Source organism: Paraglaciecola mesophila KMM 241, assembly GCF_000315015.1.
GTDB classification, from domain to species: Bacteria; Pseudomonadota; Gammaproteobacteria; order Enterobacterales; family Alteromonadaceae; genus Paraglaciecola; species Paraglaciecola mesophila.
The window spans coordinates 83,723-106,754 of the sequence record NZ_BAEP01000030.1; the positions used below are offsets into that span (position 1 = coordinate 83,723).

Here is a 23,032-nt window from a genome sequence, read left to right on the forward strand (position 1 = left end):
CTTTAAATAATGTCGTGGCTGCGGCTAACCGCAGAGGAGGCTTCAATTACCTGTAAAGGACGCTTGGCTTGCATGGCGTCAATCGCCATTTTTGCCCCTTGTTGGTAAGTTTCAGCGTGGCCACATAATTTAATCAGAGCGCCCGCATTCATCGCCACCGCCGCTTCATGGGCAGCTTGGCCTTCACCGGCGAGCACATCTTGGATCAGCTGTTTATTTTCATCAGGCACACCACCTTCAATGGCGGCTAATGGATATTCTTCAAGGCCAAAATCACTGGGTGACAGGGTATATTCATTTAAGGCGTCCCCATCAATCTCGACTAACATAGAAGGGCCATGCACAGCGAGTTCGTCTAATCCGCAGCCGTGAACCACTAGTGCCTTTTTGTAACCCAGTAGCTGCAATGTACGTGCAAAAGGCATAACTAGTTCAGGCGCATATACACCTATCATCATGTGAGTGGGCTGCATCGGGTTAACTAAGGGGCCCAGCAAGTTGAAAATGGTACGGGTTTTTAAGGCGGTGCGAACCGGCATGGCGTGTTTGATACCCGCGTGGTAAACAGGAGCAAATAAAAAACATAAGTTTGACTTGTCTAAACATTCCCGCGCGACCGCTGGCGACATATCAAGCTTCATACCAAAGGCATTGAACAGATCCGCTGAGCCTGACTTGCTCGACACACTGCGATTACCGTGTTTGGCCACTTTTACACCACAACTGGCAGCCACTATGGCCGCCGCGGATGAGATGTTAATCGTGTTGTGACCGTCTCCACCAGTGCCGACGATATCGGCAAAATCATATTCTGGGCGCTTTATTGAGCTAGCGTTCTGGATCATAGCTGTCGCTGCACCAGCAATCTCTTCAGGGGTCTCGCCCTTTATTTTTAATGCCGTTAACAACGAAGAGAGCACGATATTGTCTACCTGGCCGGTCACTATTTGACTGAATACATCAGTGGTTTCGTTCTGGTTCAGGGCTTTACCTTGATAAAGCGTTTCAAGTAATGGAAATAGCATGATTGTCCTCTAATCGTTCGCTTGTTCTTGGGTGAGATAATCAATGCTTTGCATTAATAACTGGCTACCAAAAGCGGTTAAAATGGATTCGGGATGAAATTGAAAGCCCAGCATTCTATCTTGCTCGTGGCAAACTGCCATAGGCACAGCGTCAAATTGGGCTAAAACAGTCAATTCAGCAGGCATGTTACTGGCCATGAGTGAATGGTAGCGAGCAACAGGTAGCGGCTGTGGCAAGTTGGCGAACATTTTGTCGCCCTGATGAGTTATTAACGACGATTTACCGTGCATGACCACATTGGCGCGAATAATGTCGCCGCCGTATGACTCGACAATCGCCTGATGCCCCAAGCAAATACCTAGCACTGGAAAAACGCCTTTGACTAAGTTAATCAGCAGAGGCATGCAGCCCGCGTCTGCAGGAGCACCCGGCCCGGGTGACAATAATAGTATCACTTGGCTATGCTTGGCTTGTGCTTGCATCTTTTCAAAAATAGCGTTTGGAGACACCGAGTTTCGATACACGGTGAGCCCCATGCCCATAGTGCGCAGTTCATCCACCAAGTTATAGGTAAATGAATCAAAGTTATCGACTAAGAAAACGTGAGTGCTTTCTACTAAATCAGCATTCACTGAATCAATGCCCACTGAAGAAGTCTTATCCATAGAGGAGGGAGTCACTAAGCTCATTATTTTGTCTCCTTAGGTGTTTGCATTTGATTAGCTGGTACAGCGCTTGGCGCTTCATGAGAGGTGAGAATCGCGCGAATAACCGCTTGGGCTTTACCTCGGGTTTCATCTGCTTCTGATTGCGGGTCTGAATCGAATACCACGCCAGCGCCAGCTTGGATGTGAGCCGTGTTATTTTTGATAAAGGCTGAGCGAATAACGATACAGGTGTCCATGTCGCCGTGGCCGTTAACATAACCGACTGCACCGCCGTAACTGCCTCGGCGTTGCTGTTCTACTTCACGAATAAGGCTAGCAGCACTGACTTTTGGCGCGCCGACTAGGGTGCCCATGTTCATGCAAGCTTGGTACGCGTGCAGTGCATCTAAATCATCGCGCAACTGTCCAACCACTTTAGAGACTAAGTGCATGACGTGTGAATAGCGGTCGACTTTCAGTAAGTCTTTTAAGTGCCTTGTGCCGGGCTTTGATACTTTTGCTACGTCGTTACGGGCTAAATCTACCAACATTAAATGCTCAGACTTTTCTTTCTCGTCTTCGCGTAAATTAAGTTCAATACGACTGTCTAGATCTAAATTGATTGAGCCATCGGCGTGCTTACCTCTAGGACGCGTGCCGGCAATGGGGTAAATTTCTACTTGGTTGGTGTCTTTTAAATATTTAAGTGCTGACTCGGGGGAGGCACCAAACATGCAAAAATCGATGTCTTGCATGAAAAACATATACGGACTCGGGTTTTGTAACTTCAATGCTTTGTAGGCTTTACGTGGGTCAGGGCAGGGAAGGCTGAACGTACGTGATGGTACAACTTGGAAAATATCACCGGCCAAAATATGTTGCTTGAGGTTTTCTACGTCTTGAATAAATTCTTGGTCTGATTTGCTAATTTTTAAATCATCTGGCGCAACACTGGGTGATTCAAGCTCTGGCACGGGCATCGCTTTGCCCAGCTTGTGCTTTATTTGCTCTAAGCGCTGGCTGATGGCGAAATAATTATTACCGACATTTTTGCCGCTAAACACGCTGCCAATTAATTCGGTTTTCTTCGCTTGATGGTCAATTAAAAGTAAGGTTTCAGCGAGATAGAAAACAAAGTCAGGGCAGGTATTTTCGCTTTCACTCACCACTGGCAATTGCTCAAATGTGGCGAGTAAGTCATAAGCAAAGGCACCGCCTAAAAATAACGCTTCAGGATGAGGGCGAATAGCCACCACACGATTAATCAATAAGCGCAAAGCATCAAATACGGCTGGGGCCTTTAAACGGCTGTCTTCGTCTAGTTCGCCGTCACTGAAGGTAAACGTTAAAGTCACAGTGCGAGAATCTTCATCAAAGGTATGCTCAACACCTTGCGGGCAGTGTTCGATAAATAAAGGTAAAACAGCAGCCCCGTTATCGGTCAGCGCTTGGCAGGTCACCACAGGGCCATCGCATTGCAACTTGATGGCGGCATCTACCAGTATTAAACTTTTCAAATTATCTTTGCTGTCAATTTCTGCTGATTCAAGCAGCAAATTATGGGGCTGGCCTTGGCATAAATATTGATACGCTTGGAGTGGGTCGGCCACGTAATCAGCGGATAGTAGCAATGTTTCTACTTTGCCTGCTTGTTGTGTTAATTGCGCTAAGCTCATGATTTTTCTCGATAACCTTGTTTATAACCTGTTCTAGGTATTGACTTTATTGGGCATTAATCGGGTCGTAATTTTCAATCGGGCATAAAAAAAGCCCGTATTATACGGGCTTTTCTTGTTCAATCGCACAAATACATACGCTCACAGCCCGCTAGTTAGGGATGTGCCACCACCAAATTAAGTTAGTTGAAACGCGTAATACTGTATTCATGGGTATAAATTCTCGTTTTTATGCACGCAGAAATCATTGTTAGGCGTGCGAAAAATATATCGTTTGATAACAAACATTGTCCTTTTTTCAGGTTTTGTCTGCTATTCATCACCAAATGCGTATAATACACATTTCAGATGCATAGAAGAAAACAATTTTGCTTCTCTGTCAACACCCAATTTTGTAAACGTATCCTTTGGGTACTCGTTAAAAGGTCATATTTACTGTTTCATGAAAATCGATTTGCACTGCCATACGTACTATTCAGACGGTCAACTTTCACCTGTTGAGCTTGTGGATCGCGCTAATAATATGCAAGTGGATGTGCTGGCTATTACCGATCACGATACCGTACAAGCTTTAGATGAAGCTAGAGCTCATCAGGCGAAGCAAAAACGTAAGATGCATATCGTTAACGGAATCGAGCTTTCGACTTCTTGGCACAATTTCGATATTCATATTTTGGGCTTAAATGTAGACAAAGACGATGAGGTGTTTCGCCAGCGCTTAGTTGAACAAAAGAACGAGCGAGATGCCCGAGCACAAAAAATGTCAGACAAACTGGCCAAAGCTGGGGTTGAAAATGTGCTCGATGATGCAAAATTATTAGCGGGTGAGGGCCAGCTGACCCGTGCCCACTTCGCCCGAGTGTTAGTTGAGCGCAAAGAAGTGCGAGACTTTGAGGGCGCCTTTAAAAAATACTTAGGCAAGGGTAAACGCGCCCATGTTAAGCCCCAGTGGATTACAATTGAAGAAGCCATTGAGTGGATCCACGATGCAGGGGGCAAAGCGGTATTAGCACACCCTGGGCACTATGACATGACCACCAAGTGGCTACGTCGATTAGTCCTTGAATTTAAACAAGCAGGGGGAGATGGCATTGAAACCACCCATGCCCGCATTAATCCTGAAAAACGTAAGTTGATTGTTGAATTAGCCATGGAGCATAATTTACAGGCATCTGCGGGATCTGATTTTCATTTTGTCAGTCGCTGGACTGAATTGGGTAAAAACTTGGGGGTGCCAGAACACCTGACCCCTATTTGGCATGACTGGTCATTTGTAGACTAGTCAATTGAAACAACATCTAACGCATAATAACGCGTTTAACTTACTGGGAAGTAACGATTATGAGCCAATTTTTTTATATTCATCCTGACAACCCTCAAGCGCGTCTCATTAAACAGGCGTGTGAGTTAATTCATAATGGCCAAGTGGTGGTGTATCCAACAGATTCTGGCTACTCCATTGGCTGTCATATGGATGACAAAAGCGCTTTGGAGCAAATCTGTCGTATTCGCCAAATCGGTAAAGATCATAATTTCACGTTGATGTGCCGCGATATGTCTGAGCTGTCAGAATATGCACAGGTCGACAACGCCGCATTTCGTATGATCAAAAACAACACGCCTGGGCCATACACCTTTATTTTAAAGGCGACTAAAGAAGTGCCCAAGCGCTTGCAAAATCCTAAGCGCCGTACCATAGGTATTCGTGTGCCAGACAACGCCATCGCCTTAGCCTTGCTTGAAGAACTAGGTGAGCCGCTGATGTCGACCACGCTTATTTTGCCAAACGCAATCGTTGCTGAGTCTGATCCTGACGAAATTCGCGACAAACTTGAGAAGCAAGTAGGGCTGATTATTCACGGTGGTTTCTTAGGAGAGCAGCCCACGACTGTGATTGATTTGTCGGATGGCGAGCCTAGGATCATTCGTGAGGGCAGCGGCGACGTTAGCCCGTTTAATTAATCGCGCTGTTGCTAATAAATGAATATTGATAAAACGCTTCAAACTGCACAGCAGCAAGAAGCGACGAACCAAGGTCAAGGCGTACAGCAGCCTTTGCCCTTGGCGTTTATCAATGGACAAGCCTTTACTGAACATCCTGAAGATTTATACATTCCGCCAGATGCATTAGAGCTGATCTTAGATGCATTTGAAGGACCACTGGATTTGCTGCTGTATTTAATACGTAAGCAAAAGTTCGATTTGGTTAATTTGCCGGTTTACGAAATAACCAAGCAATACATGTTGTACGTTGACATGATGAAAGACTTAAAGCTTGAATTAGCGGCTGAGTACCTGTTGATGGCTGCGATTTTAGCCGAGATAAAATCTCGTTTACTGCTGCCTAAACGACCGGATGCAGAAGAAGACGAAGATGATCCAAGGGCTGAGCTGATTCGGCGCTTACAGGAATATGAGCTGATAAAAAGTGCGGCCCAAGAATTAGATGCAGTGCCTCGTTTAGAGCGGGATGTATTCGGCGCCCAAGCACAAACCAGTGAATCTGTGGCACCGATTAAAATTCTGCCAAAAGTAAACTTGCAAGATTTGGTGACAAGTTTTCAAAATGTATTGCAGCGCGCCAGTGCTTTCGAGCATCACTCTATTGCCCCTGAGGCATTATCGACAAGGGAGCGAATGGCGTTGATTTTAGAAAAGCTCAACAGTCATGAATTCACCGGCTTTGATTGTTTTTTTCAGGCCAGTGAAGGCCGCGCTGGTGTGGTAGTGACGTTCCTTGCGATACTAGAGTTGTGTAAAGAGCAGTTAGTTGAACTGGTCCAAAGTGAGCCAATGGCCAATATTCATGTAAAATTGCACGCAGGAGAGACCCTGTAAATGGCAAAAATATCTTCGCTACAGTTGAAGCAATTGATTGAGGCCGCGGTGTTTGTATCTGACGGGCCCCTTAGCCAAGAACATTTGCAAGATACAGTGTTAAGTGGCCTTAAAGTGAGTAAAAAAGCGCTCAAACAAGCCATTGAAGAATTGCAGGTAGAATATCAATCTCGCGGAGTGCAATTGGTTGAGGTCGCCAGTGGCTATCGCTTTCAATCAATGGATAGCTTAGGACCATGGCTAAGCAAGCTGTGGCAAGAGCAAGCGCCGCGATATTCAAGAGCACTGCTGGAAACCTTGTCAATGGTGGCCTATCGCCAACCTATCACGCGAGGCGAAATCGAAGATGTACGTGGTGTTGCCGTGAGTAGCAATATCATGAAAACCTTAATCGAGAGGGATTGGGTGAAAGTGGTAGGGCACAAAGAAGTGCCGGGACGCCCAGCCTTGTATGCAACAACAAAAGGATTTTTAAACTATTTTTCGTTAAAAAGCTTGAAAGACTTACCCAGTCAAGATGCCTTCGATGCGAGTAATAGCCAAGATGAGCGCCGTGTCATCACTGAACCTAACGAAAGTGCTAACAAGCAAACTAATTCGGTTTCAGATGCAAAGAAAGCAGGTGAGCAATCAACTGACGAGAATCTATCGGCAAAAGAACAAATACCGTCAGACCAAGCACAAGAGACTAAGCTTGATAATACTGACAACCCTAATCAAAGAGAGCAGTTACACTAATGAGTGAAAAATTACAAAAAGTCCTAGCCAATGCTGGTGTGGGCTCCCGTCGTGAGATGGAAAAATGGATAGCCTCTGGGCGCATTTCGGTTAACGGAAAAGTCGCCACCTTGGGAGACCGCGTCGAGCCTCTAGATCAGCTTCGCGTTGATGGCAACCTTATCACCGCCGCGGCAAAAAGTACGATATGCCGGGTATTGATGTACAACAAACCCGAAGGTGAGTTATGCAGCCGAAAAGATCCTCAAGGCCGCCCAACTGTATTCGACCGTTTGCCTAAAATTCAAAATGGTCGTTGGATAGCCGTAGGGCGCTTAGACATCAACACCAGTGGCTTGTTGTTGTTCACTAACGACGGTGAGCTAGCCAACCGTCTAATGCACCCCAAGCATGAAATTGAGCGTGAATACGCGGTTCGTGTTTTTGGAGAAGTAGACGACGACATGATTAAACGTCTAAAAAAAGGCGTTGAACTAGAAGACGGTGTATCCAAATTTACCGAAGTGCGCAAACGTCCAGGTGATGATGAAAGTCTGAATAGTTGGTACAACGTGAGCCTATCTGAAGGGAAAAACCGTGAAGTTCGCCGATTGTGGGAATCTCAAGGCTTGCAAGTTAGCCGCCTAATTCGTGTGCGTTACGGAACCTTGAATTTGCAAAATCGCCTGCCTCAAGGCGGTTGGATTGAGTTGCCACTTACCGATCTGAATACTTTGCGTAAAAGTGTGCAACTAGATTTAGAGCAAGAATCATTAATTGAGGACAAGCAAACTAAATTGGATCATGTGCGCTTGAGTCGCATGCGCCGTTCAGTGCAAAAGCACAAGGTTAATCAAGGTCGCGCCAAAGCAAGACCGAAAAAGAAGTAGGGCGCTCTATACTTCCTATTGCAGCGCGCAGTTCGCTGATCTTTCCATTGCGCGTAACAGCAGAATAGCTGGCGGGTTGTCAGTATCACTAGCAACCCGCTTTGCTGCTTCACTTCGTTCAAGGCAAACCTGCATTCCCTTTCACACCTGCTATAGAGTCGCTAGCTGCACACCAATTGCCCCTAAAACGAAGGCATTTAGGCGGTTAAACCAGCGCCAAAACTTGGGGCGTTCCATCCATCTTGCACATTTCGATGTTAAGCCACTTAACCCGATAAACCACACGACAGACGCCAGGATCGCACCGATGACGAACCACCATTTCTCCTGCTGCCATTGCCCCGCAAGATTACCCATTAATAAAATGGTATCAATGTAAAAATGCGGGTTTAACCAGGTGACGCCCAAGGCGGTTAACAAAGCACGGTAAAATGGTGTTTTTGTATTAGAAAGTGCAATGATCATTGCATCATCCGCCATAGACGCTTTGAGTTTATTAAAGGCCAGCCATAACAAAAAGATGACCCCAGACCATTTTGTTACCGTTACCAGTGTAGGATGCTGCTGCAGTAGCAAACCAAACCCCATCGCCCCAACACTAATAGCAATCGCGTCACTGATAATAAACAGAGCAACAAACAAACCGGCCCATTGGCGTTTTAAAGATTGCTCTATCAAAAAACTATTTTGTGCACCCACTGCGATGATGAGCGTCCCGCCCATCAAGAAACCACTTACCGCTGCTGTCATCATATTTAATATCACTACATGTTTTAACTTTAGGTTGATCATAACGGGGGCTTGGGTTTAAATTAAATTAATAATATTTTTTATTGATTAATTTAATTTATGTTGGATTATGACGCACTGCACTGCTTAAGCGAGGTGCTACGTTATGGGAGCTTCGATAAAGGGGCGCAAGCATTGCATCTTACTCAGTCTGCGGTTTCTCAGAAGATTAAGCGGCTGGAGTTGCAGGTAGGTAGTCCCGTTTTGGTGCGCACCAAACCTCTAAAGCCGACGCCACTAGGTCAACAATTACTGGCACATGTGCAAAGAGTAAACGTGCTGGAAGAACAGTTAAGCGTTCGCACTGGCATTTCAGATGAAGCATCCCCGTTGAGTATTGCCATAAATAATGACGTACTGGCCACTTGGTTTAGCGATGTAATGTCGCGTTTTAGTTTTAGGTGTGCAAACCCTGTGCATATTTTTAATGCGGATCAGACCCAAACGCGAACACTTCTTCAACAGGGAAAGGTGATGGGCTGCATTAGCCAAACGGGCACACCGATAACAGGTGGCGAGTCTGCTCGATTAGGAAATATGAATTATCAGCTTTACGCGTCTCCTGCCTACATAGCGCGATACCTGAGCAAAGGCCTATCACCAGATGAAGTCTTTTCGTCTCCTGGATTACTCTATGACGAATTCGACGTTGCGCTATTGACGCAATACCAGAGTGAATGCCTAGGCGTTGCCCCAACACTTAAGCATTGCCATTGGTATCCGTCTTCCTATGGTTTTTTGCAAATGGCCGTTGCAGGTGTTGCTTGGGCATTATTGCCTGTACTGCAAGTGAAACATGAAGTCGCTTCAGGGCAGTTGGTGCCCCTCTTTCCAGATAAACACCTTGCTGTCCCGCTGTTTTGGCACTGGATTGAACTTGAATCGGATGCGCTCGGGGAGCTTAGTCAATGCATAAAGGACGTCGCGAAGAAACAATTGCTTTAATAAGCTAGCCGGAATATCTGCACTAAAACTTGTACAGAAGTAAAACTTATAGAGACACCCATGTTTAAAATTTAAAATTTAAAATTTTTCTCCAGGCTTATAAAGGACTATTGGAACATTTTTAAAATGTGGCTAACTAATCGGCAGCAGTGCCTTTTTCTACTACAAAATCAGCAAAACGGACTTGTTCTTCTTCTGAGCGCAAACTGTCGCCATCTGCTAACGAGCGATAAATTTCCCATTTAGGTCTCACAAAGTCTTCACTTGATACACCGCGCCACATATCGATAACGGGCTCATTAATATCAACTAAAATAGCATTGTCTTGCATGCGAGATATTTGCATGTAAAAAGCACCTTCTTCGGCAAAGGTCGCTTGTACTGTGATATTTAGCCACTCGTCAGTGATGGATGACCAGTCGGCTTTTATTAAGTAAATGTCGCTGGTACTTGTGCCATCAGCGTTAAACCCTTTGCTATTGTCTTGGCTAAAGTTTTTGGCTTTTAGCTGGAAAAAGTGGCTGAATTTTTTCGATAATTCTAGTTCATTTGATATTTTAAATTTCCAACTAAACTGCATCGTTTCGCCTTGGTAACCTTTGAGTGCGGTAGGCGACTTGTCATAGGTTTTTATTTCATTGCGTTGTCGGTCAGACTCAACGCCTTTATTGAAATCTTATGTTTTATGCGCCAAAAACACGAAGTGGGAACCCACCATGTTATCGCTATCTTCAACAATATGCGCAACCTCTGTGTGGTCGGTCGGGTACATATCAGGCGCCTCAATCGACCCTGCAGCAAAAACATTCTCAATTAGGTCATAAGCACTCAAGCCTGCGTTTGGCCCATCAGCAGATAGGGTGAAGCTCGATACGCTGTCAAAGGAATTAAACGGCGAGGTGACGCTTTGATCATCAGGTGAGCCTTCCTCGTTTGTGTTGCTGGTTATGGTTTGATCTTGTGTTGTAGCAGTTGTTGTGGAAAGTGAGTCCCCAGAGCCACCGCAACCCCATAACGCAGACGCGCATACCGCGCTTAAACATAAGTGAACTAAGTGCTTTTTTATCATTATTTTCCACATAGTAGAGTAATATCGTGCTGTTGTTTATTTCGTCAAGACAGTATGTTAATTGAGCAAGAAGCGGGCAACATGACGCTCGGGCCATTTCGCGCCCAGCTTGGTTAACGCTATGGCGCAAATCATCAGAATTGGACAGCAAGGGGCTTGAATTAGCTGGGTTACTCCGCATGTTTATTGCAGGCGAAAATATAAACGGGAGGGGCTTTATGATAACGCAGTTACCTGAAAGCGAAGGTGCCACCATTGGGATTATGGTGACAGGTAAAGTTGATCAGGCTGAAGAAGAAAAGTGGAACAGCACTTTTAATGCATTGATCGCGCAGCACGATAAAATCAATGTCTTAGTCTTAATCGAAGATAACTTTGATATGGGTTTAAAGGCCGCTTATGAAGACCTAGAGTGGACGTTCGGTCATCTTAAGCATATAGATAAACTTGCCATTGTATCAACTCGTAGAGTGATAAAGTGGCTGGTAGAAATTGACAGCCCTTTTGCCAAAATGGTTAATATCGAGGAAAAGTATTTCGATGTAAACGAGCTAAACAAAGCATGGGCTTGGGTTAAAAGTAAATAGGGCTAACACGCCATATGTATCAGTAGTGGGGTCGAAACGCCAAGTATTATGCAATACAACAGGGTAAATAAAGGAAATCAATATGCAAAATTCCATACTGTTAAGTGAAATATTTGGCTGGATGTCATTGATCAATATTGGTTTGTTGAGTGTAGCTTCGTTGGCTTTAATATGGTGGGGAGACAAAATTACTTCCATTCATAGCAGGCTGTTTGGCGTTCCGGTACCTCGGTTAAAAAACATGTATATGAATTATTTGGCACAGTATAAATTGCTTATTTTTGTCTTTAACTTGATTCCTTATGTAGCATTAAAATTCATATATTGAATAAACATGCGCTACAAAGGCACGGGGCATGTTTTATACGAGTGGAATATCAGCCAACCTGAAGGTAAAAAATATTCGCTTTTACATTCAGTGTATGGTAATAAAATCTTTTACTAAGAATAGATTCACTCATGAGTAATAAAAGGACGCTGGCTGTATTATTTTTACTTTTCCTATGCCACGCATGCGCTACGGTGAAAACGCTCGCCCCCAAAGGAAATCACGTCGATATCGCCTACTATGATAAAAAGAGCTACTGTAATAGTATTCCGCGGGTATACAGCGGGCTCAGCCACAACGTTTGTTTAATGTACGGCGAGCCAAGTCAAACGCTAAATATGGGGGATTCCTTTAATGGGGTGCCTTATTTACTGATTGATAGCGCATTTTCTGCCGCTACAGACACACTTTTACTGCCTTACACCATCTACTCCCAAGCTACAAAAGGCTCGATTAAGGTTAATTAAACACTTTTGATTGCTACCAAATTTCAGGCTATTGAGCGTTCGATCTTTCTTGTTCTTATTCTTTGTTGTCTTCTGCCTCTTCCTGGGCTTTTTGTAATGATTTGTCTTTTCCTTTTGGATTTACAGCTGAAATTAGGCTTTTATTTTGTGCTTTGCTAAGCGGATAAATTCGGCTGATATTACATTTGAATCTGTGGTTATCTGGGGTAAATACGCTGTCAAATCCAGCACTTAAGGAATTAGGGATGCGGGAATAAACCAGAAGAGCAGGTGAGTAGTTTATATCGTTACAACGCATAGTGAGTTTGACCAGGTACGAGCGAAACGGAGATGTCCTTAATATAAGGTATTGATCGCTTAATGATGTCCAACTGTCTAAATCGAATGCGCTGATGGTATTGCGCGCTTCAAGCTGTTCCGTGGTAATGAATTTTTCGATAATGGCAGTCTTTTCAGGATCGGATAATCGATTCGATGCACAGCTGGCTAATGCTAGCAACATTCCCATCAGGATCACGACACGTTTCATAGCAGCTCCTTTTCTATTGAAGTTAATTACTCCAATTAGGAGTGTCAGATTAATCTTAAGTTTCAGGAAAAACGCTCAAAATACAAGTTGTTACATTTTATGGTAACGAGCCTGAATTAAAATTAAAGGTTAAAAATTTAACCTCAATGTGAGCGGGTTGTAGGCTGACTAAAGTTAAAAAAGTGTCAGTATTAATTTAAGGAGAAATAAAATAGAAAACAAAGGCAGTTACATTTTTTTGTGCATTATTCTCGACAAGTTCAGCGCTCGCTGCTTCTCCTAACTGGGATTATATTCAAGGGGGATATTACATTGTTAATATTTCCGATATTGATGGCTTAGATCCTCATGGCTTTGGGATAGGCGGGGCAAAATCACATGGCAAAAATGTATTTGTCAGAGGTAGTTATAGCATGACAAATGACGACATATTTGACGGTGATGTTGATTTTGACCAAGGTAGCGCAGAAGTGGGTTATCGTTACAAGATGACGGGATCAACTGATATATATGGCACGCTTGCTTATCAGTATGCTGAAATCTCTGCTAGCGGTCCGAGTGGGAATTTAACTTCTGATACCGACGGTTTTGGCGCAAATATAGGTATTCGCTCCATGCTAACCAGTAAAATTGATTTAGAGGCCTCAGCAGGTTTTCTTCGTTTTGATGGAGACAGCGAAGCAATCGCCATGCTGGCGGCAAACTACCATTTTTACCCAAATGTTTCTGTTGGTTTAAATTTCACCAACATAGCAGATGTTGGCACTTTAGGTGCGCTCGTCCGATATTCGTTCTAACTTTGGGCAGCTTTCGCTGTTCAGTGTATGAACAGCGATTTACTTCATTTTATTTAGTCAGGAAACGAAGCTCATTTAGCCAATCTAACAGTAGGTTAGGCTAGTTGGCGGTTGATAGTCGTCAGCAATGCATGCTTATCGATCGGTTTAGATAAAAAGTCATTCATACCCGCATTTAAACAGTTATCCCTGTCTTCGATAAAGGCATTGGCAGAAAGGGCGACAATTGGCTGAGTAAAGTTCATTTCTGTTCTAAGTTTGATGGTTGCAGTGATACCGTCCATAACGGGCATGTGCATGTCCATTAATATCAAGTCATATTGCTCAAAGATACAAGCTTGAATTGCTTTTTCTCCGTCGGTAGCTATGGCAACCTGGTAGCCATCACCTTCCAGCATGACTTTTACGACCTCAGCGTTAATTTCGTTATCTTCAACAATGAGTATCTTATGAGCTGAGGTCGATTCAACGGGTTTTTCTTCTCGTTGTTGATGAAGGTTATGCAGTTCTCTTAGGTCTGCTTCCAATTCTTGTCTGAGCACAGGCTTTGCGTGTGTTCGCCAAATAAGGCGTCTTATGTCTTGGGTGCACTCAAGATGTTCAATAACAGCAGATACCAAAATAATATGCGGTCTTTTGGGCAGTTGTTGTGTTTGCATGGTGTTGATGACGTCAATTCCATTGATGTCAGGCATGGATAAATCGAGCAGTAAGGCGTCAAATTGGCTAATGTCGCTAGCTAGAAACTCTGCGGCATGTTCAAACACTGTGACTTTGTAACCTTGCGCTTTCACCACATGCTCTAAATACTCACGGCTGGTTTGCAAGTCATCTACGATAGCGCAGTGCAGAGGAATACTAGGGTGAATATTTTCGATGCGCTTATTATCAACTTCAACGGGAAGCGTCAGTACAAAGCAACTACCTTCATTTTCAGTACTTTGAGCGGTTAACGTACCATGCATCAATTCGGTGAGTTGTTTCGCTATAGATAAGCCCAGCCCCGTTCCACCATGTAATCGGGTGGTGCTATGGTCTGCTTGTTCAAACTTATTAAAAATCGACTTTAGTTTTTCAGGTTTAATACCAATACCTGTGTCTTGAACCGAAATATTTAACCAAAAACGTTTGTCTTTAACCTGTACTCCCACGTCTAAATTCACCTCGCCTTGGAGGGTAAACTTGATCGCATTGCTGAGTAAGTTATGCATAATTTGCGCTATTCGAGTGGGGTCTCCGAACATGTGCGAAGGTAAGGTGGTATTTTTGCGGTAGTTAAAATTAAGCTTCTTTAAGCGCGCATTGGCAGACTGCACCGATGTGACATCATCAAGTAATTGCAAAAGATCTAGTGATGTTCGCTCTATGCGTAACTTACCCGCTTCAATTTTTGAAAGATCGAGCACGTCGTTAATCAGTACTAATAATTGTTTGCCGGAATTTTTGGCTTTCTTTAGGTACTCACCGCTTTTATGCGGGTTATCTAAGGCTAATTCCATCATGCCAAAAAGGCCATTCATTGGTGTGCGCAATTCGTGGCTCATGCTGGCAAGAAATTCAGATTTTGCTTTGTTTGCCTCTACTGCTTGCTGTTCGGCCTCTTCCGCTTTTTGTATGGCGTCTTTAAGGGATGAAAGTGCATCACGCACTTTGTTTTCCATTGGACGAAAGATAAACAACGCTTCGCAGAGCAACAGAATCAAGGTGAAAATCCACAAGAATATTTCGACTTTTTCAACGCGTTCAACTCTGCTTGTTGCTGCAAGTTCAAATGCATGTACTGCGCTGTCGAGGTTTTTCAGTAAGGCGTCACTGTTTTGCGCATTAAACCGAGAAGGCGGGGCGGTGCAAGTATTACCTGATGCTAAAAATGCTCTGGCATCAGCGACATAATCCTGACTGGCCTTATCTAGGCCGTGTTCGCCATAATATAAAGAACTTACCGCTGGGGGAACATTGCTTAAGCTGGTCAAATACTTTCGATTACCACTAAATGTGCTGAGGGCGCTTTCTAGGGCTTGTTTAAATTGATGCGTAGATTGAGGGGAGAGTTGGCAAGCGGATAACCTAGAAATCGATAGAGCGATACGTTGCGACAACATACGTTGCTGCCCCGCAATATTAATCACATTTGCGTCATTTGCTTGGGCACTGAATATGTACTTAAGAATTAGTGCAGAACCAGTAACGGTTACCGCCACTAGCGTCAATGCTAAGATATAACGTGCACGAATCGATAAACCTGTCCTTCCTGCCAAAGTCCTTACTCCTGTGCTCATGGTTATCATCGAGTGTCGACACTAACCTTGAACCTTGTAATATACGTCAAGTTAACCGTTTTATGTGTCTTTTTTAGCGAGCGCAATAAATTATCAATAAAATCAAATACTTAAAAGAATTAACGGTCTAGGCGAATTAACGTCATAGACGGATTAAACTAAAGCTTAGTCGATAATGGAGGGTTATTTTACCCAGTCTACCGTTTGATGCCTCTTGTGAGCAACCTACTATAAAGAGGCAGAGCTGACTTCATCGTAGGTTCTGCATGATGGGTAGATGCTTTACCTCTTTAGCATGAGATAAAGCCGTTGCTAGCGACCATACTTTTAACCTTAATATTGGCGAAAAGTGGGTTAAGAAAGGTGACATGTAGCCTTATTTAAAAGGGAACGATATTTAAAGGGTAGCGATGCAAAAGCGCCACTTAGCAAATTGCTCTGCTTAGTGGCGTAGGTTTTAGTACAAAAGTGTAGCTTGCATAAAGTGAATAACTTTATGCAGTGGCTTTATTTTGTTATTTATTCAGAAATATAATGCGGAATAATAGCGACCGATTCAGGCGCATTAAAGCTTATGGTTGCATTGGCAGCGATGTCTCCTCCTTCGCTGGCTAAGATGTTGTCAAAACGCATGATCACGTTATTTGACTTCTCTGCTACGAATAGATCACTGCCCGAATACATAATATCAACAGGGTTGCCTAAATTGGAGTTTGCACCGCCAATATTAACTTGTATTTCGGTTAGTCCATCTGCTGAATCAGCGGCCGATAATACGTATAGTTTGCCATCAGTTGCATCAGCTGCGCTGCCTACATCGGATAGAATTAAGTTACCTGACGCTGGGTCAAAATCAATGCCGTGGATATTTGATGGTGCGAGTAATGCGGTGCCGCCTACAGCAGGAATGATCGTACGATCTTGTGCTGTTAACGTCGTCATGCCGCTATTCATACGCGCGGTAACTTCATCAAATACGGCAACCGTACCATTGGTTAGCGCTACATATGCTCGGTCTGTACTCGCATCATAATCAACGTCCCACGGACGAGTATTGTCGGCAAGATTTAAGGTTAGTACTGGAGCAGCATCGCCTGAGGCGCACAAAGAAAATACCAATATTCCTGGGGTGGTGGCGTTATTTTCGGCCACAAACAGTAAGCCACTATTTGACGCGACGTCTAAGCCTTTGGGAGTGACGAGTCCTGTGTTTTCACCGGCAATAACTCTGTCTCTGGAGGTATCGAATGATTCCGTATCGCGAGACTTAGCAACGCGGTTACCCACGAGTATACCGGCTGTACCTGTATCTGGATCATCAAAGGTTGCGTAGGCATCGCCTGCGATGTCAAATGCAACGCTTTCTATGCTTTGACTGTAATCGTACCCGCTGAGCTGAGTATTCAATGACGTGTTAAATTTAGCAATCATACCAAAAGTATCATCGCCTGCTGCTGGGTTTCCACTTACCGCGATACCATTAAAACTGACGCTGGTTGTGGCAATGTCCGATGCGTCTGCATTGTTGTTTGCTTCAGTGACTTGCACTAATGACTCAGGTTTTATACTGCTGGTGGTTAATGTCGGAGCGATATCTCCACTTGGACCAGAAAATATATTCGAAAACACCAGTATGGCGTCATTAGATTTCTCCGCTACACGTAAATCTGTTCCGCTAAGTATGATATCGACTGGATTACCCAATAATGTCAGCGGACCAGAAATAGAACGTGCAACACTGACATTTCCATCGGCACTAGCAGCATTATCGATGACAAAAATAGCGCCGTCAGTGGCAGATGCTGCATCACCAACATCACTGACAACCAGTTTGTTTGTCTCACGGTCGTACACAATACCGTGAATATTTACTGAAATCGTAGTTTGAGTATCGTCACTAGGGGTGATCACGCGGGCAGGCATGGCAGCAAACCCACCTGATACATAGTCGTCATAAACCGCAATAGTACCGTCGGTTAGCGCCACGAATAAACGATCGTTGACTTCATCGTAATCCAAGTCCCATGGCTTGGCGTCCGTTAAGGTTTCTGCTAGAGGGGCGACGTCGCCCGCAGCGGCTGAGCCAAATACACTGATACGCATACCGTTGAAGTCAGCGACCAAAACCAAGCCAGCACTATGTGCTATGCCGATACCTTTAGGGTTAACTAAACCAGTATTGGCGCCGGTAATTTCTCGGTCTTCAGTCGTATTAAATGCGTTATCTTCGGCGCGTTGCCCAACTCCACAAAGAAAACGCAAACTGCCTGTGGTGGCATCGCCAGCGTGTACAAGGTTATTAAGTGGATCAAGGGCGATGCCTTCATTGTTGCCGCTAGAAAGGGTTTTTAGTTTGGCCGCATTTTGATCGACTAGATCAACGGTTCCTGCATTGTCAGGGCCGTTATTTGATATTAAGAATTGCGCTGCTGCGAAACCGGGCGTGCCTGGTTGGCCGTCATTACCTGGGGTACCCATTTCCCCTTGCTCACCTTGTGGACCTTGGGCGCCATCATCGCCATCACAGGCTGTAAGCGATAAAGCGACGGATAGACCAATCAATGTAGTTACAAATTTCCGGGTTGACGTATTCTTTGTTTGTGTATTCCTGATCATGATATTAGCTCCTTAAAGTAGCATGATTGCCATATTGCAAAGCGCCGAAAACGCGCGGTACATATAACTTAACGATTCACTAAGCGCACTGGATGCAAATTAATGCAAAATTGTGCAAAAAATATTTAAAATGATAAAAATCAGTTACATCATTCCACTGTAACAAGTGAGGAGGGCAATTATTAATGCGGATTGGTATTAGAGCGGAGGGCTGGCAAAAGAGAAAACAACTACATAACCAACACGGTTGGTTTGCTCGAACAACCAATTAGCTTAAGGGAATACTTCAGCGGGTTTTGTGCTACATTCTTGGTATTTTAAAGAATGAAACAACTTAAAAGGTACGCATTAGCGCTCAGCGGCGCTTTGTACTTAATACGCTGGTTGAGTTCTAAAAGGCAATGATTTACTGGAATGGGTATAAAATAGCATGGCCCTCACATGCAATAATAAACACATCATTTATTTTAACTATTAGAATGTTTCGAGAAATAACAATGCGTAAAGAGGAAGCACTCTCTATTGTTGATGACATGCGTTGCCCATTTTGCCACCAAGGTAATCAGTGTAATAATGCTCAAGTTGCTCAAAATACGTCAAAGCGAGCAAAAGCAGACGTACAGACCTGCAGCCCTGAGCAAATTAACAGCCCTGAGCCAATTAACAGCCTTGAGCCAATAAACGCCGCAGCTAATAATCAACAACAGTTAAAACCACAAAATAAGCTTGATTGCTGGTGTTTTGTGGCTTCTATTCCTCAAGCACTTATTGATTTAGTGCCTGCAAATAGCCAGCACAAACAGTGTATCTGCCAACAATGCGTCAATGCTTTCAGCCACGATCCATGTGCGTTCAAACGCAAGTATTGCTGCTGACAATTGCTACTGACGAAAGAGTAGTCGTCGGTTCCTAAATGCCTATAGGTTATTAGCTGCGGTTTTAAGCCGCGTTAGCTGCCTAATAGTTTACAACAAGCCTTCACTTTGCAGTTTTAATGCTAGCGCTTTGATGTGGGCAGGGCCTATTTCACAGCAACCTCCAATAATGGATGCGCCATTATCTACCCAATTCATAGCGTGCGCCGCGTAATGTGCTGGGCTTAAATCGTTGCGCATTTCTAGCGCTTCTACTGTGTCTCCTGGATACAGCGCATCGATAGACACAAAGCCATTCGCGTAGGCACCTATTTTTGCACCAGAAGCTTGCATCAGTGGCCAGCAGGCGCTGATCGCTTCAGGCTGACTACAATTGAGTAATATCGCCTCTGGTGCCAGTGTTTCAAGCGCAGCTAACGCCTCTTTAAGCGATTCGCCACTGCGAAGTTGCTCGGGGTGACTGTCACTTACAGAAAACGCCACCCACACGGGTTTCCCACTTTCTTTAGCCGCCGTACAGGCCGCTTGTGCTTCACAAATCGACGACATTGTCTCGCAAATAAAGATATCACTAGCCGGCGATTGCAATGCTACCAATTGACGGTAGCTCATCAGTGAGGCTTCATAAGATAAAGACACTTCAGGATGGTAGCTTGCCACTAGTGGCGGCAAGCTACCTGCGATAGCTACATCATCACGTTGGGATAGTTCAATCGCCTCTTGGGCGACGCGCATCGCTGCGTGATGTAAATGCGTTAATTGCTCAAATTGGTTTTCACGCTTAAGGCGCTGTGGGGTAGCAGTATAGGTGTTTAACGTAATGACCCGAGCACCACTGTCGATAAACTCTCGGTGTAAATCTCTGACCAGTTCTGGTTCATTAAGCATGATGTCAGCCGACCACATAGGGGTGACCTCGCGAGAGCTTCGGCGCAATAATTCTTGGCCCATGCCGCCATCTAGTATGGTAATTGTACTCATTAAACTTCCTGCAATTTGAATATTGGTGATGCCATGAAATAGCACGACATAATGCCTTATTTTATTTCTTTATTCACTGGAGCCGTACAGACATGTTCTGTTATGAAGTGTGTTTTCTGTGACAAAATGATGGGTGATCTCATGCCTCTTGCCGAAAATGGCTCCGGCGTAATAGCCAATCAGTCTCGGCGGTCGGGAAAACGCAGGAATAAAGAACAATTCGTGACCGACGGTTCAGAAGAACAATTTGGCGCTATTGCTGTTCAAGGTGTGGTCGCATTATTAACTATTATCACTCAGTTAAAGATTGCAAATGGCAACGGATAGGAACTTATGGCAGTACAAGGCATGTAGAGCTTTTTGTTTTCTAACCCCTATCAAAATGTAAAAGCGATGGTAGTGAAATCAGACATCAGTGAAGCGTATATTTATAAATTGTGACGAGAAGACAGCTCTCATGCTAAGTACGCTAATTTCTAATTGTGATATCAAAACAAATGAAGCGCTAAATTCACACTTATCGGTTAACTACATATTGATCACCTAAGGCCCCAATCTCGTTAATCTAGGCGCAAGACGAAAAGCGGGTAACATTAAGCATTCAATCGATATGAAAAAAGTCCTAAACGCGGCCGAGCAGGCCTTTTAAATTGTGGAACTCGAAACCTGTGGCCACAATTTATTCTCGCATCATCATGAAGTGACAAACAGGATAGCAAGCTGGTTTGAAAGCCACATGTGAGTCAAGGATAAGAAGTAGAAAAGCCTAATACAATTTTCAATGCAATTTCAGTTCACTGGGTATTTAGTGTCAACACCAGTTCAACTTTTTTAAAAGTCGTCAAGCGGGATTGCTCTCAACGCTCCGCAGCAGCTTGCTCTTGATGCCCGCAAGCACGGGCTTGCTTTTAGTACCCAGCAAGCGGGCTGACGAGGTCAAACAAATTACTGTTGTCGAAAAGGCTGGTATCGTCGCTGGTCAGAGTGGAGGTTTGTGCATCAACACTGACTACGGTCAATACATGTTTGTCTTCGTTGGTAAGTATGTTGAACATATCACCATTTTGACCCGGTATTGCTTCGCTTTTAATCAGTTGAAATCTGTCTCCGCTTGCGACGCCCATTTCACTGCCAATATTAATTACTATCTGTTGATTGTTTTTATGAATGATTTGGCCAAGTGATTTTTGGCAGGTGAGGGTATTGCTGATATCGATGACAGCGCTATTGATCGTGTTCAATACTACGCGGCCGTAATCGCTGCGCCAAAAGAGGCTATTGTAGGTATCGACCGGGTAGGTGGCATCGAAGTTCCAATCTGCTTCGCCATGATAACTCTGATTCACCAGCATCTTGTTGTAAAAGGCGTCAAATAAATACAGTTGCATAGTGAAATTGCGCCTAAGGGCCACATCATCGCTGATTAAGCCCTTAGTGGTTTGCTCAAAAAGACTAATGTCTCTGATATAGCCAAATAGCACAAATTGGCTGTGATATTGGTTTGCCAAATGACGAGCGGTCTGGGAAATATACCCCAACGTAGGCTCTTGCAGCACGCTTTTAGGTATAAACACCTGGTTAATCAGTTGTACTTTTGCCACCAGCTCATCTGAGAATAACTGCTGTTCGACGCGTTTACTAACCTGTGGCCCTAGGTCAAAAATAGCACCATAACTGGCTTGAGCAGGTTTTAACATAGGTAGTTGGGTAACAAGCAAAGAGCGCATGTAGTTGTCATGGCTACAATCAAAAAGTGGTTCAATATCGACTTTCACGTACACGTGTAAAATATCGTCGATGACCTCTTCACTGAGAATTTCGACGCGCCTGATTTTACCTTCACTGCGCAATTCGGTTTTACTGCTTTGCAATAAACCATCGAGTGAAATGTCTTTGGCTGTGATCATGATGCCATGCTGAAAAGAAGCATCCGCAATAGCATTTTTAATCGCTGCCGCTCGAATTACGTTAAGATCAACCCCGTCAACGGCCAATTTTGCGTTACCTTGATACCATACGGCTAAGGCCTGCTGACTGCACAAACCAAGCCAGAGAATAGGAAGTAAGTAAGCGAGTAGTGCCCGGCGTAACGCGTTCATTTATTCTAAAATACCGAAAAGTTTGCCTAACAAAGATGACTCTTGATTATCTTGTTGCTCGCCTTTACCGCTAAATTCAATACGTGAATTGCCCACTTTTACTGAACTGACAGTGTTGTCATTATCGATATCTGTAGGTCGAATCTCGCCAGAAAAACGGATATATTCTTCACCTTTATTCAGGGTCATCCACTTTTCACCGGCCACGAGTAAGTTTCCGTTAGGCATAATTTCAAGCACATAAACCGTGACATCGCCTTCCAATGAATTGTCTTGCTTGGTTTCTGCTGAGCTATCAAACTCATTTTCTTGCTCAAAATCCGCATTAAGTTTGTCACCATCGATTTGCAGCGGTCCTGCATTCACGGTGACGGGGTCAAGGGTGAAATTGCCGCTTTTATCCCGGCTGTAATTTAGTGTTTTCTTGGACGAGGTCTTCTCAGCCAGTTCAACCAATATCATGTCCCCTACACGGTAACGATTATTGCGTTGATACAAACCGACTAAGTTGTCGGGATCAAACAGCGAACCTGTAGGGACTCTAACTGCAGGGAAGGGGTCGACTCTCACAGGACGAAATTCAGGGTTTCCGCGGTCAATTTCGGTCTTCGTCGGCTGAATAGCCCTTTGCTTCACATTGGGGTTAGTAGGGCTACTGGCTATAACCTGTTCTTCATTCGATACGGGGGTACTGCAAGCTGTGACAAGGAGCACCACAGATAGCGATAAGATTCTGATTAACATGACTTTAACTTCAAATAAAAAGCGAATAATGATGTTCGCATATTCGTTTGAAGCTTGTCTGTCTGACTTGTGTCAAGGTTGTGTAATGAAGGGTCAACTTTGCAAAGATAGGTAAATTATCTGCCTGCCATTG

At 44.2% G+C, this 23,032-nt stretch carries 23 protein-coding genes and 1 pseudogene; 12 read left to right on the plus strand and 12 right to left on the minus strand.

Annotated elements, in window-relative coordinates:
* Positions 1–2: 2 nt before the first annotated feature.
* The 3 genes from trpD to GMES_RS07360 are packed head-to-tail and all read right to left on the minus strand — an operon-like array spanning position 3 to position 3,349.
* Positions 3–1,025: an anthranilate phosphoribosyltransferase gene (gene trpD / locus GMES_RS07350; protein ID WP_006992000.1), complete on the minus strand. Its 1,023-nt coding sequence runs from the start codon at positions 1,023–1,025 to the stop codon at positions 3–5.
* A gap of 9 nt (positions 1,026–1,034) precedes the next feature.
* Positions 1,035–1,691: an aminodeoxychorismate/anthranilate synthase component II gene (locus tag GMES_RS07355; protein WP_193362979.1), complete on the minus strand. Its 657-nt coding sequence runs from the start codon at positions 1,689–1,691 to the stop codon at positions 1,035–1,037.
* A gap of 23 nt (positions 1,692–1,714) precedes the next feature.
* Positions 1,715–3,349 carry an anthranilate synthase component 1 gene (locus tag GMES_RS07360; protein ID WP_006992002.1) on the minus strand — a complete coding sequence of 545 codons (1,635 nt, stop codon included), beginning with the start codon at positions 3,347–3,349 and terminating at the stop codon, positions 1,715–1,717.
* A 442-nt stretch (positions 3,350–3,791) separates the two neighbouring features.
* Here GMES_RS07360 and GMES_RS07365 point away from each other — a divergent pair, with 442 nt between their 5' ends.
* The 5 genes from GMES_RS07365 to rluB are packed head-to-tail and all read left to right on the plus strand — an operon-like array spanning position 3,792 to position 7,794.
* Entirely contained in the window at positions 3,792–4,631 is an 840-nt protein-coding gene (locus GMES_RS07365; protein WP_006992003.1) for a PHP domain-containing protein, read from the plus strand.
* A 59-nt stretch (positions 4,632–4,690) separates the two neighbouring features.
* Positions 4,691–5,311 carry an L-threonylcarbamoyladenylate synthase gene (locus GMES_RS07370; RefSeq protein WP_006992004.1) on the plus strand — a complete coding sequence of 207 codons (621 nt, stop codon included), beginning with the start codon at positions 4,691–4,693 and terminating at the stop codon, positions 5,309–5,311.
* Between the two features lie 18 nt (positions 5,312–5,329).
* On the plus strand, positions 5,330–6,187 hold the full coding sequence (locus GMES_RS07375; protein ID WP_006992005.1) for a segregation and condensation protein A: 858 nt from the start codon (positions 5,330–5,332) through the stop codon (positions 6,185–6,187).
* Positions 6,188–6,925 (plus strand): SMC-Scp complex subunit ScpB, encoded by a 738-nt coding sequence (gene scpB, locus GMES_RS07380; protein ID WP_006992006.1) that lies wholly within the window; start codon positions 6,188–6,190, stop codon positions 6,923–6,925.
* Complete coding sequence (gene rluB, locus GMES_RS07385) at positions 6,925–7,794, plus strand: 23S rRNA pseudouridine(2605) synthase RluB (RefSeq protein ID WP_006992007.1); 870 nt, start codon at positions 6,925–6,927, stop codon at positions 7,792–7,794. Before scpB ends, rluB begins: the two co-directional genes overlap by 1 nt.
* 150 nt (positions 7,795–7,944) lie before the next feature.
* On the opposite strand, the gene GMES_RS07390 is transcribed toward rluB, so the two are convergent.
* A complete protein-coding gene (locus tag GMES_RS07390; RefSeq protein ID WP_006992009.1) occupies positions 7,945–8,547 on the minus strand; it encodes a LysE/ArgO family amino acid transporter in 603 nt (200 codons plus the stop codon).
* Between the two features lie 96 nt (positions 8,548–8,643).
* Between GMES_RS07390 and GMES_RS07395 the strand changes: the two genes are divergently transcribed.
* Entirely contained in the window at positions 8,644–9,528 is an 885-nt protein-coding gene (locus tag GMES_RS07395) for an ArgP/LysG family DNA-binding transcriptional regulator (protein ID WP_006992010.1), read from the plus strand.
* Positions 9,529–9,664: 136 nt separating this feature from the next.
* On the opposite strand, the gene GMES_RS22795 is transcribed toward GMES_RS07395, so the two are convergent.
* Together GMES_RS22795 and GMES_RS22800 are read right to left on the minus strand one after the other, a co-directional pair.
* Complete coding sequence (locus GMES_RS22795) at positions 9,665–10,108, minus strand: hypothetical protein (RefSeq protein ID WP_226990263.1); 444 nt, start codon at positions 10,106–10,108, stop codon at positions 9,665–9,667.
* A 96-nt stretch (positions 10,109–10,204) separates the two neighbouring features.
* Entirely contained in the window at positions 10,205–10,597 is a 393-nt protein-coding gene (locus GMES_RS22800; protein ID WP_226990264.1) for a hypothetical protein, read from the minus strand.
* A gap of 218 nt (positions 10,598–10,815) precedes the next feature.
* Between GMES_RS22800 and GMES_RS07405 the strand changes: the two genes are divergently transcribed.
* From GMES_RS07405 to GMES_RS07415, 3 genes are all read left to right on the plus strand, one after another.
* The gene (locus tag GMES_RS07405; protein ID WP_006992011.1) at positions 10,816–11,184 is read left to right on the plus strand and encodes a SpoIIAA family protein; all 369 of its coding nucleotides are present in this window, start codon (positions 10,816–10,818) and stop codon (positions 11,182–11,184) included.
* 82 nt (positions 11,185–11,266) lie between these two features.
* On the plus strand, positions 11,267–11,512 hold the full coding sequence (locus GMES_RS22975) for a DUF6868 family protein (protein ID WP_039986869.1): 246 nt from the start codon (positions 11,267–11,269) through the stop codon (positions 11,510–11,512).
* A gap of 131 nt (positions 11,513–11,643) precedes the next feature.
* Complete coding sequence (locus GMES_RS07415; RefSeq protein WP_039986872.1) at positions 11,644–11,979, plus strand: YceK/YidQ family lipoprotein; 336 nt, start codon at positions 11,644–11,646, stop codon at positions 11,977–11,979.
* A gap of 55 nt (positions 11,980–12,034) precedes the next feature.
* Here the strand turns inward: GMES_RS07415 and GMES_RS07420 are convergent, their stop codons facing one another.
* Positions 12,035–12,508, minus strand: coding sequence for a DUF6491 family protein (locus GMES_RS07420; RefSeq protein ID WP_006992013.1), 474 nt, complete (start codon positions 12,506–12,508; stop codon positions 12,035–12,037).
* A gap of 251 nt (positions 12,509–12,759) precedes the next feature.
* Between GMES_RS07420 and GMES_RS07425 the strand changes: the two are divergent.
* Positions 12,760–13,305 (plus strand): annotated as a pseudogene (locus tag GMES_RS07425) (outer membrane beta-barrel protein); the annotation flags it as partial.
* A gap of 95 nt (positions 13,306–13,400) precedes the next feature.
* Here the strand turns inward: GMES_RS07425 and GMES_RS07430 are convergent.
* Both GMES_RS07430 and GMES_RS07435 read right to left on the minus strand, forming a co-directional pair.
* Positions 13,401–15,563, minus strand: a complete 2,163-nt coding sequence (locus tag GMES_RS07430) for a response regulator (protein WP_006992015.1) — start codon at positions 15,561–15,563, stop codon at positions 13,401–13,403.
* Between the two features lie 540 nt (positions 15,564–16,103).
* A complete protein-coding gene (locus GMES_RS07435; protein ID WP_006992016.1) occupies positions 16,104–18,200 on the minus strand; it encodes a collagen-like triple helix repeat-containing protein in 2,097 nt (698 codons plus the stop codon).
* A 497-nt stretch (positions 18,201–18,697) separates the two neighbouring features.
* Here GMES_RS07435 and GMES_RS07440 point away from each other — a divergent pair, with 497 nt between their 5' ends.
* The gene (locus GMES_RS07440) at positions 18,698–19,075 is read left to right on the plus strand and encodes a cysteine-rich CWC family protein (protein ID WP_006992017.1); all 378 of its coding nucleotides are present in this window, start codon (positions 18,698–18,700) and stop codon (positions 19,073–19,075) included.
* Positions 19,076–19,165: 90 nt separating this feature from the next.
* On the opposite strand, the gene GMES_RS07445 is transcribed toward GMES_RS07440, so the two are convergent.
* Positions 19,166–20,056 carry a homocysteine S-methyltransferase family protein gene (locus GMES_RS07445; protein WP_039986890.1) on the minus strand — a complete coding sequence of 297 codons (891 nt, stop codon included), beginning with the start codon at positions 20,054–20,056 and terminating at the stop codon, positions 19,166–19,168.
* Between the two features lie 141 nt (positions 20,057–20,197).
* On the opposite strand from GMES_RS07445, the gene GMES_RS07450 reads away from it, so the two are divergent.
* Entirely contained in the window at positions 20,198–20,383 is a 186-nt protein-coding gene (locus GMES_RS07450) for a hypothetical protein (RefSeq protein WP_006992019.1), read from the plus strand.
* 581 nt (positions 20,384–20,964) lie between these two features.
* On the opposite strand, the gene GMES_RS07455 is transcribed toward GMES_RS07450, so the two are convergent.
* Positions 20,965–22,155 carry a flagellar assembly protein T N-terminal domain-containing protein gene (locus tag GMES_RS07455; protein ID WP_006992020.1) on the minus strand — a complete coding sequence of 397 codons (1,191 nt, stop codon included), beginning with the start codon at positions 22,153–22,155 and terminating at the stop codon, positions 20,965–20,967.
* A complete protein-coding gene (locus GMES_RS07460; protein ID WP_033187154.1) occupies positions 22,156–22,899 on the minus strand; it encodes a flagellar basal body L-ring protein FlgH in 744 nt (247 codons plus the stop codon). It abuts the gene before it with no gap.
* Positions 22,900–23,032 lie beyond the last annotated feature (133 nt).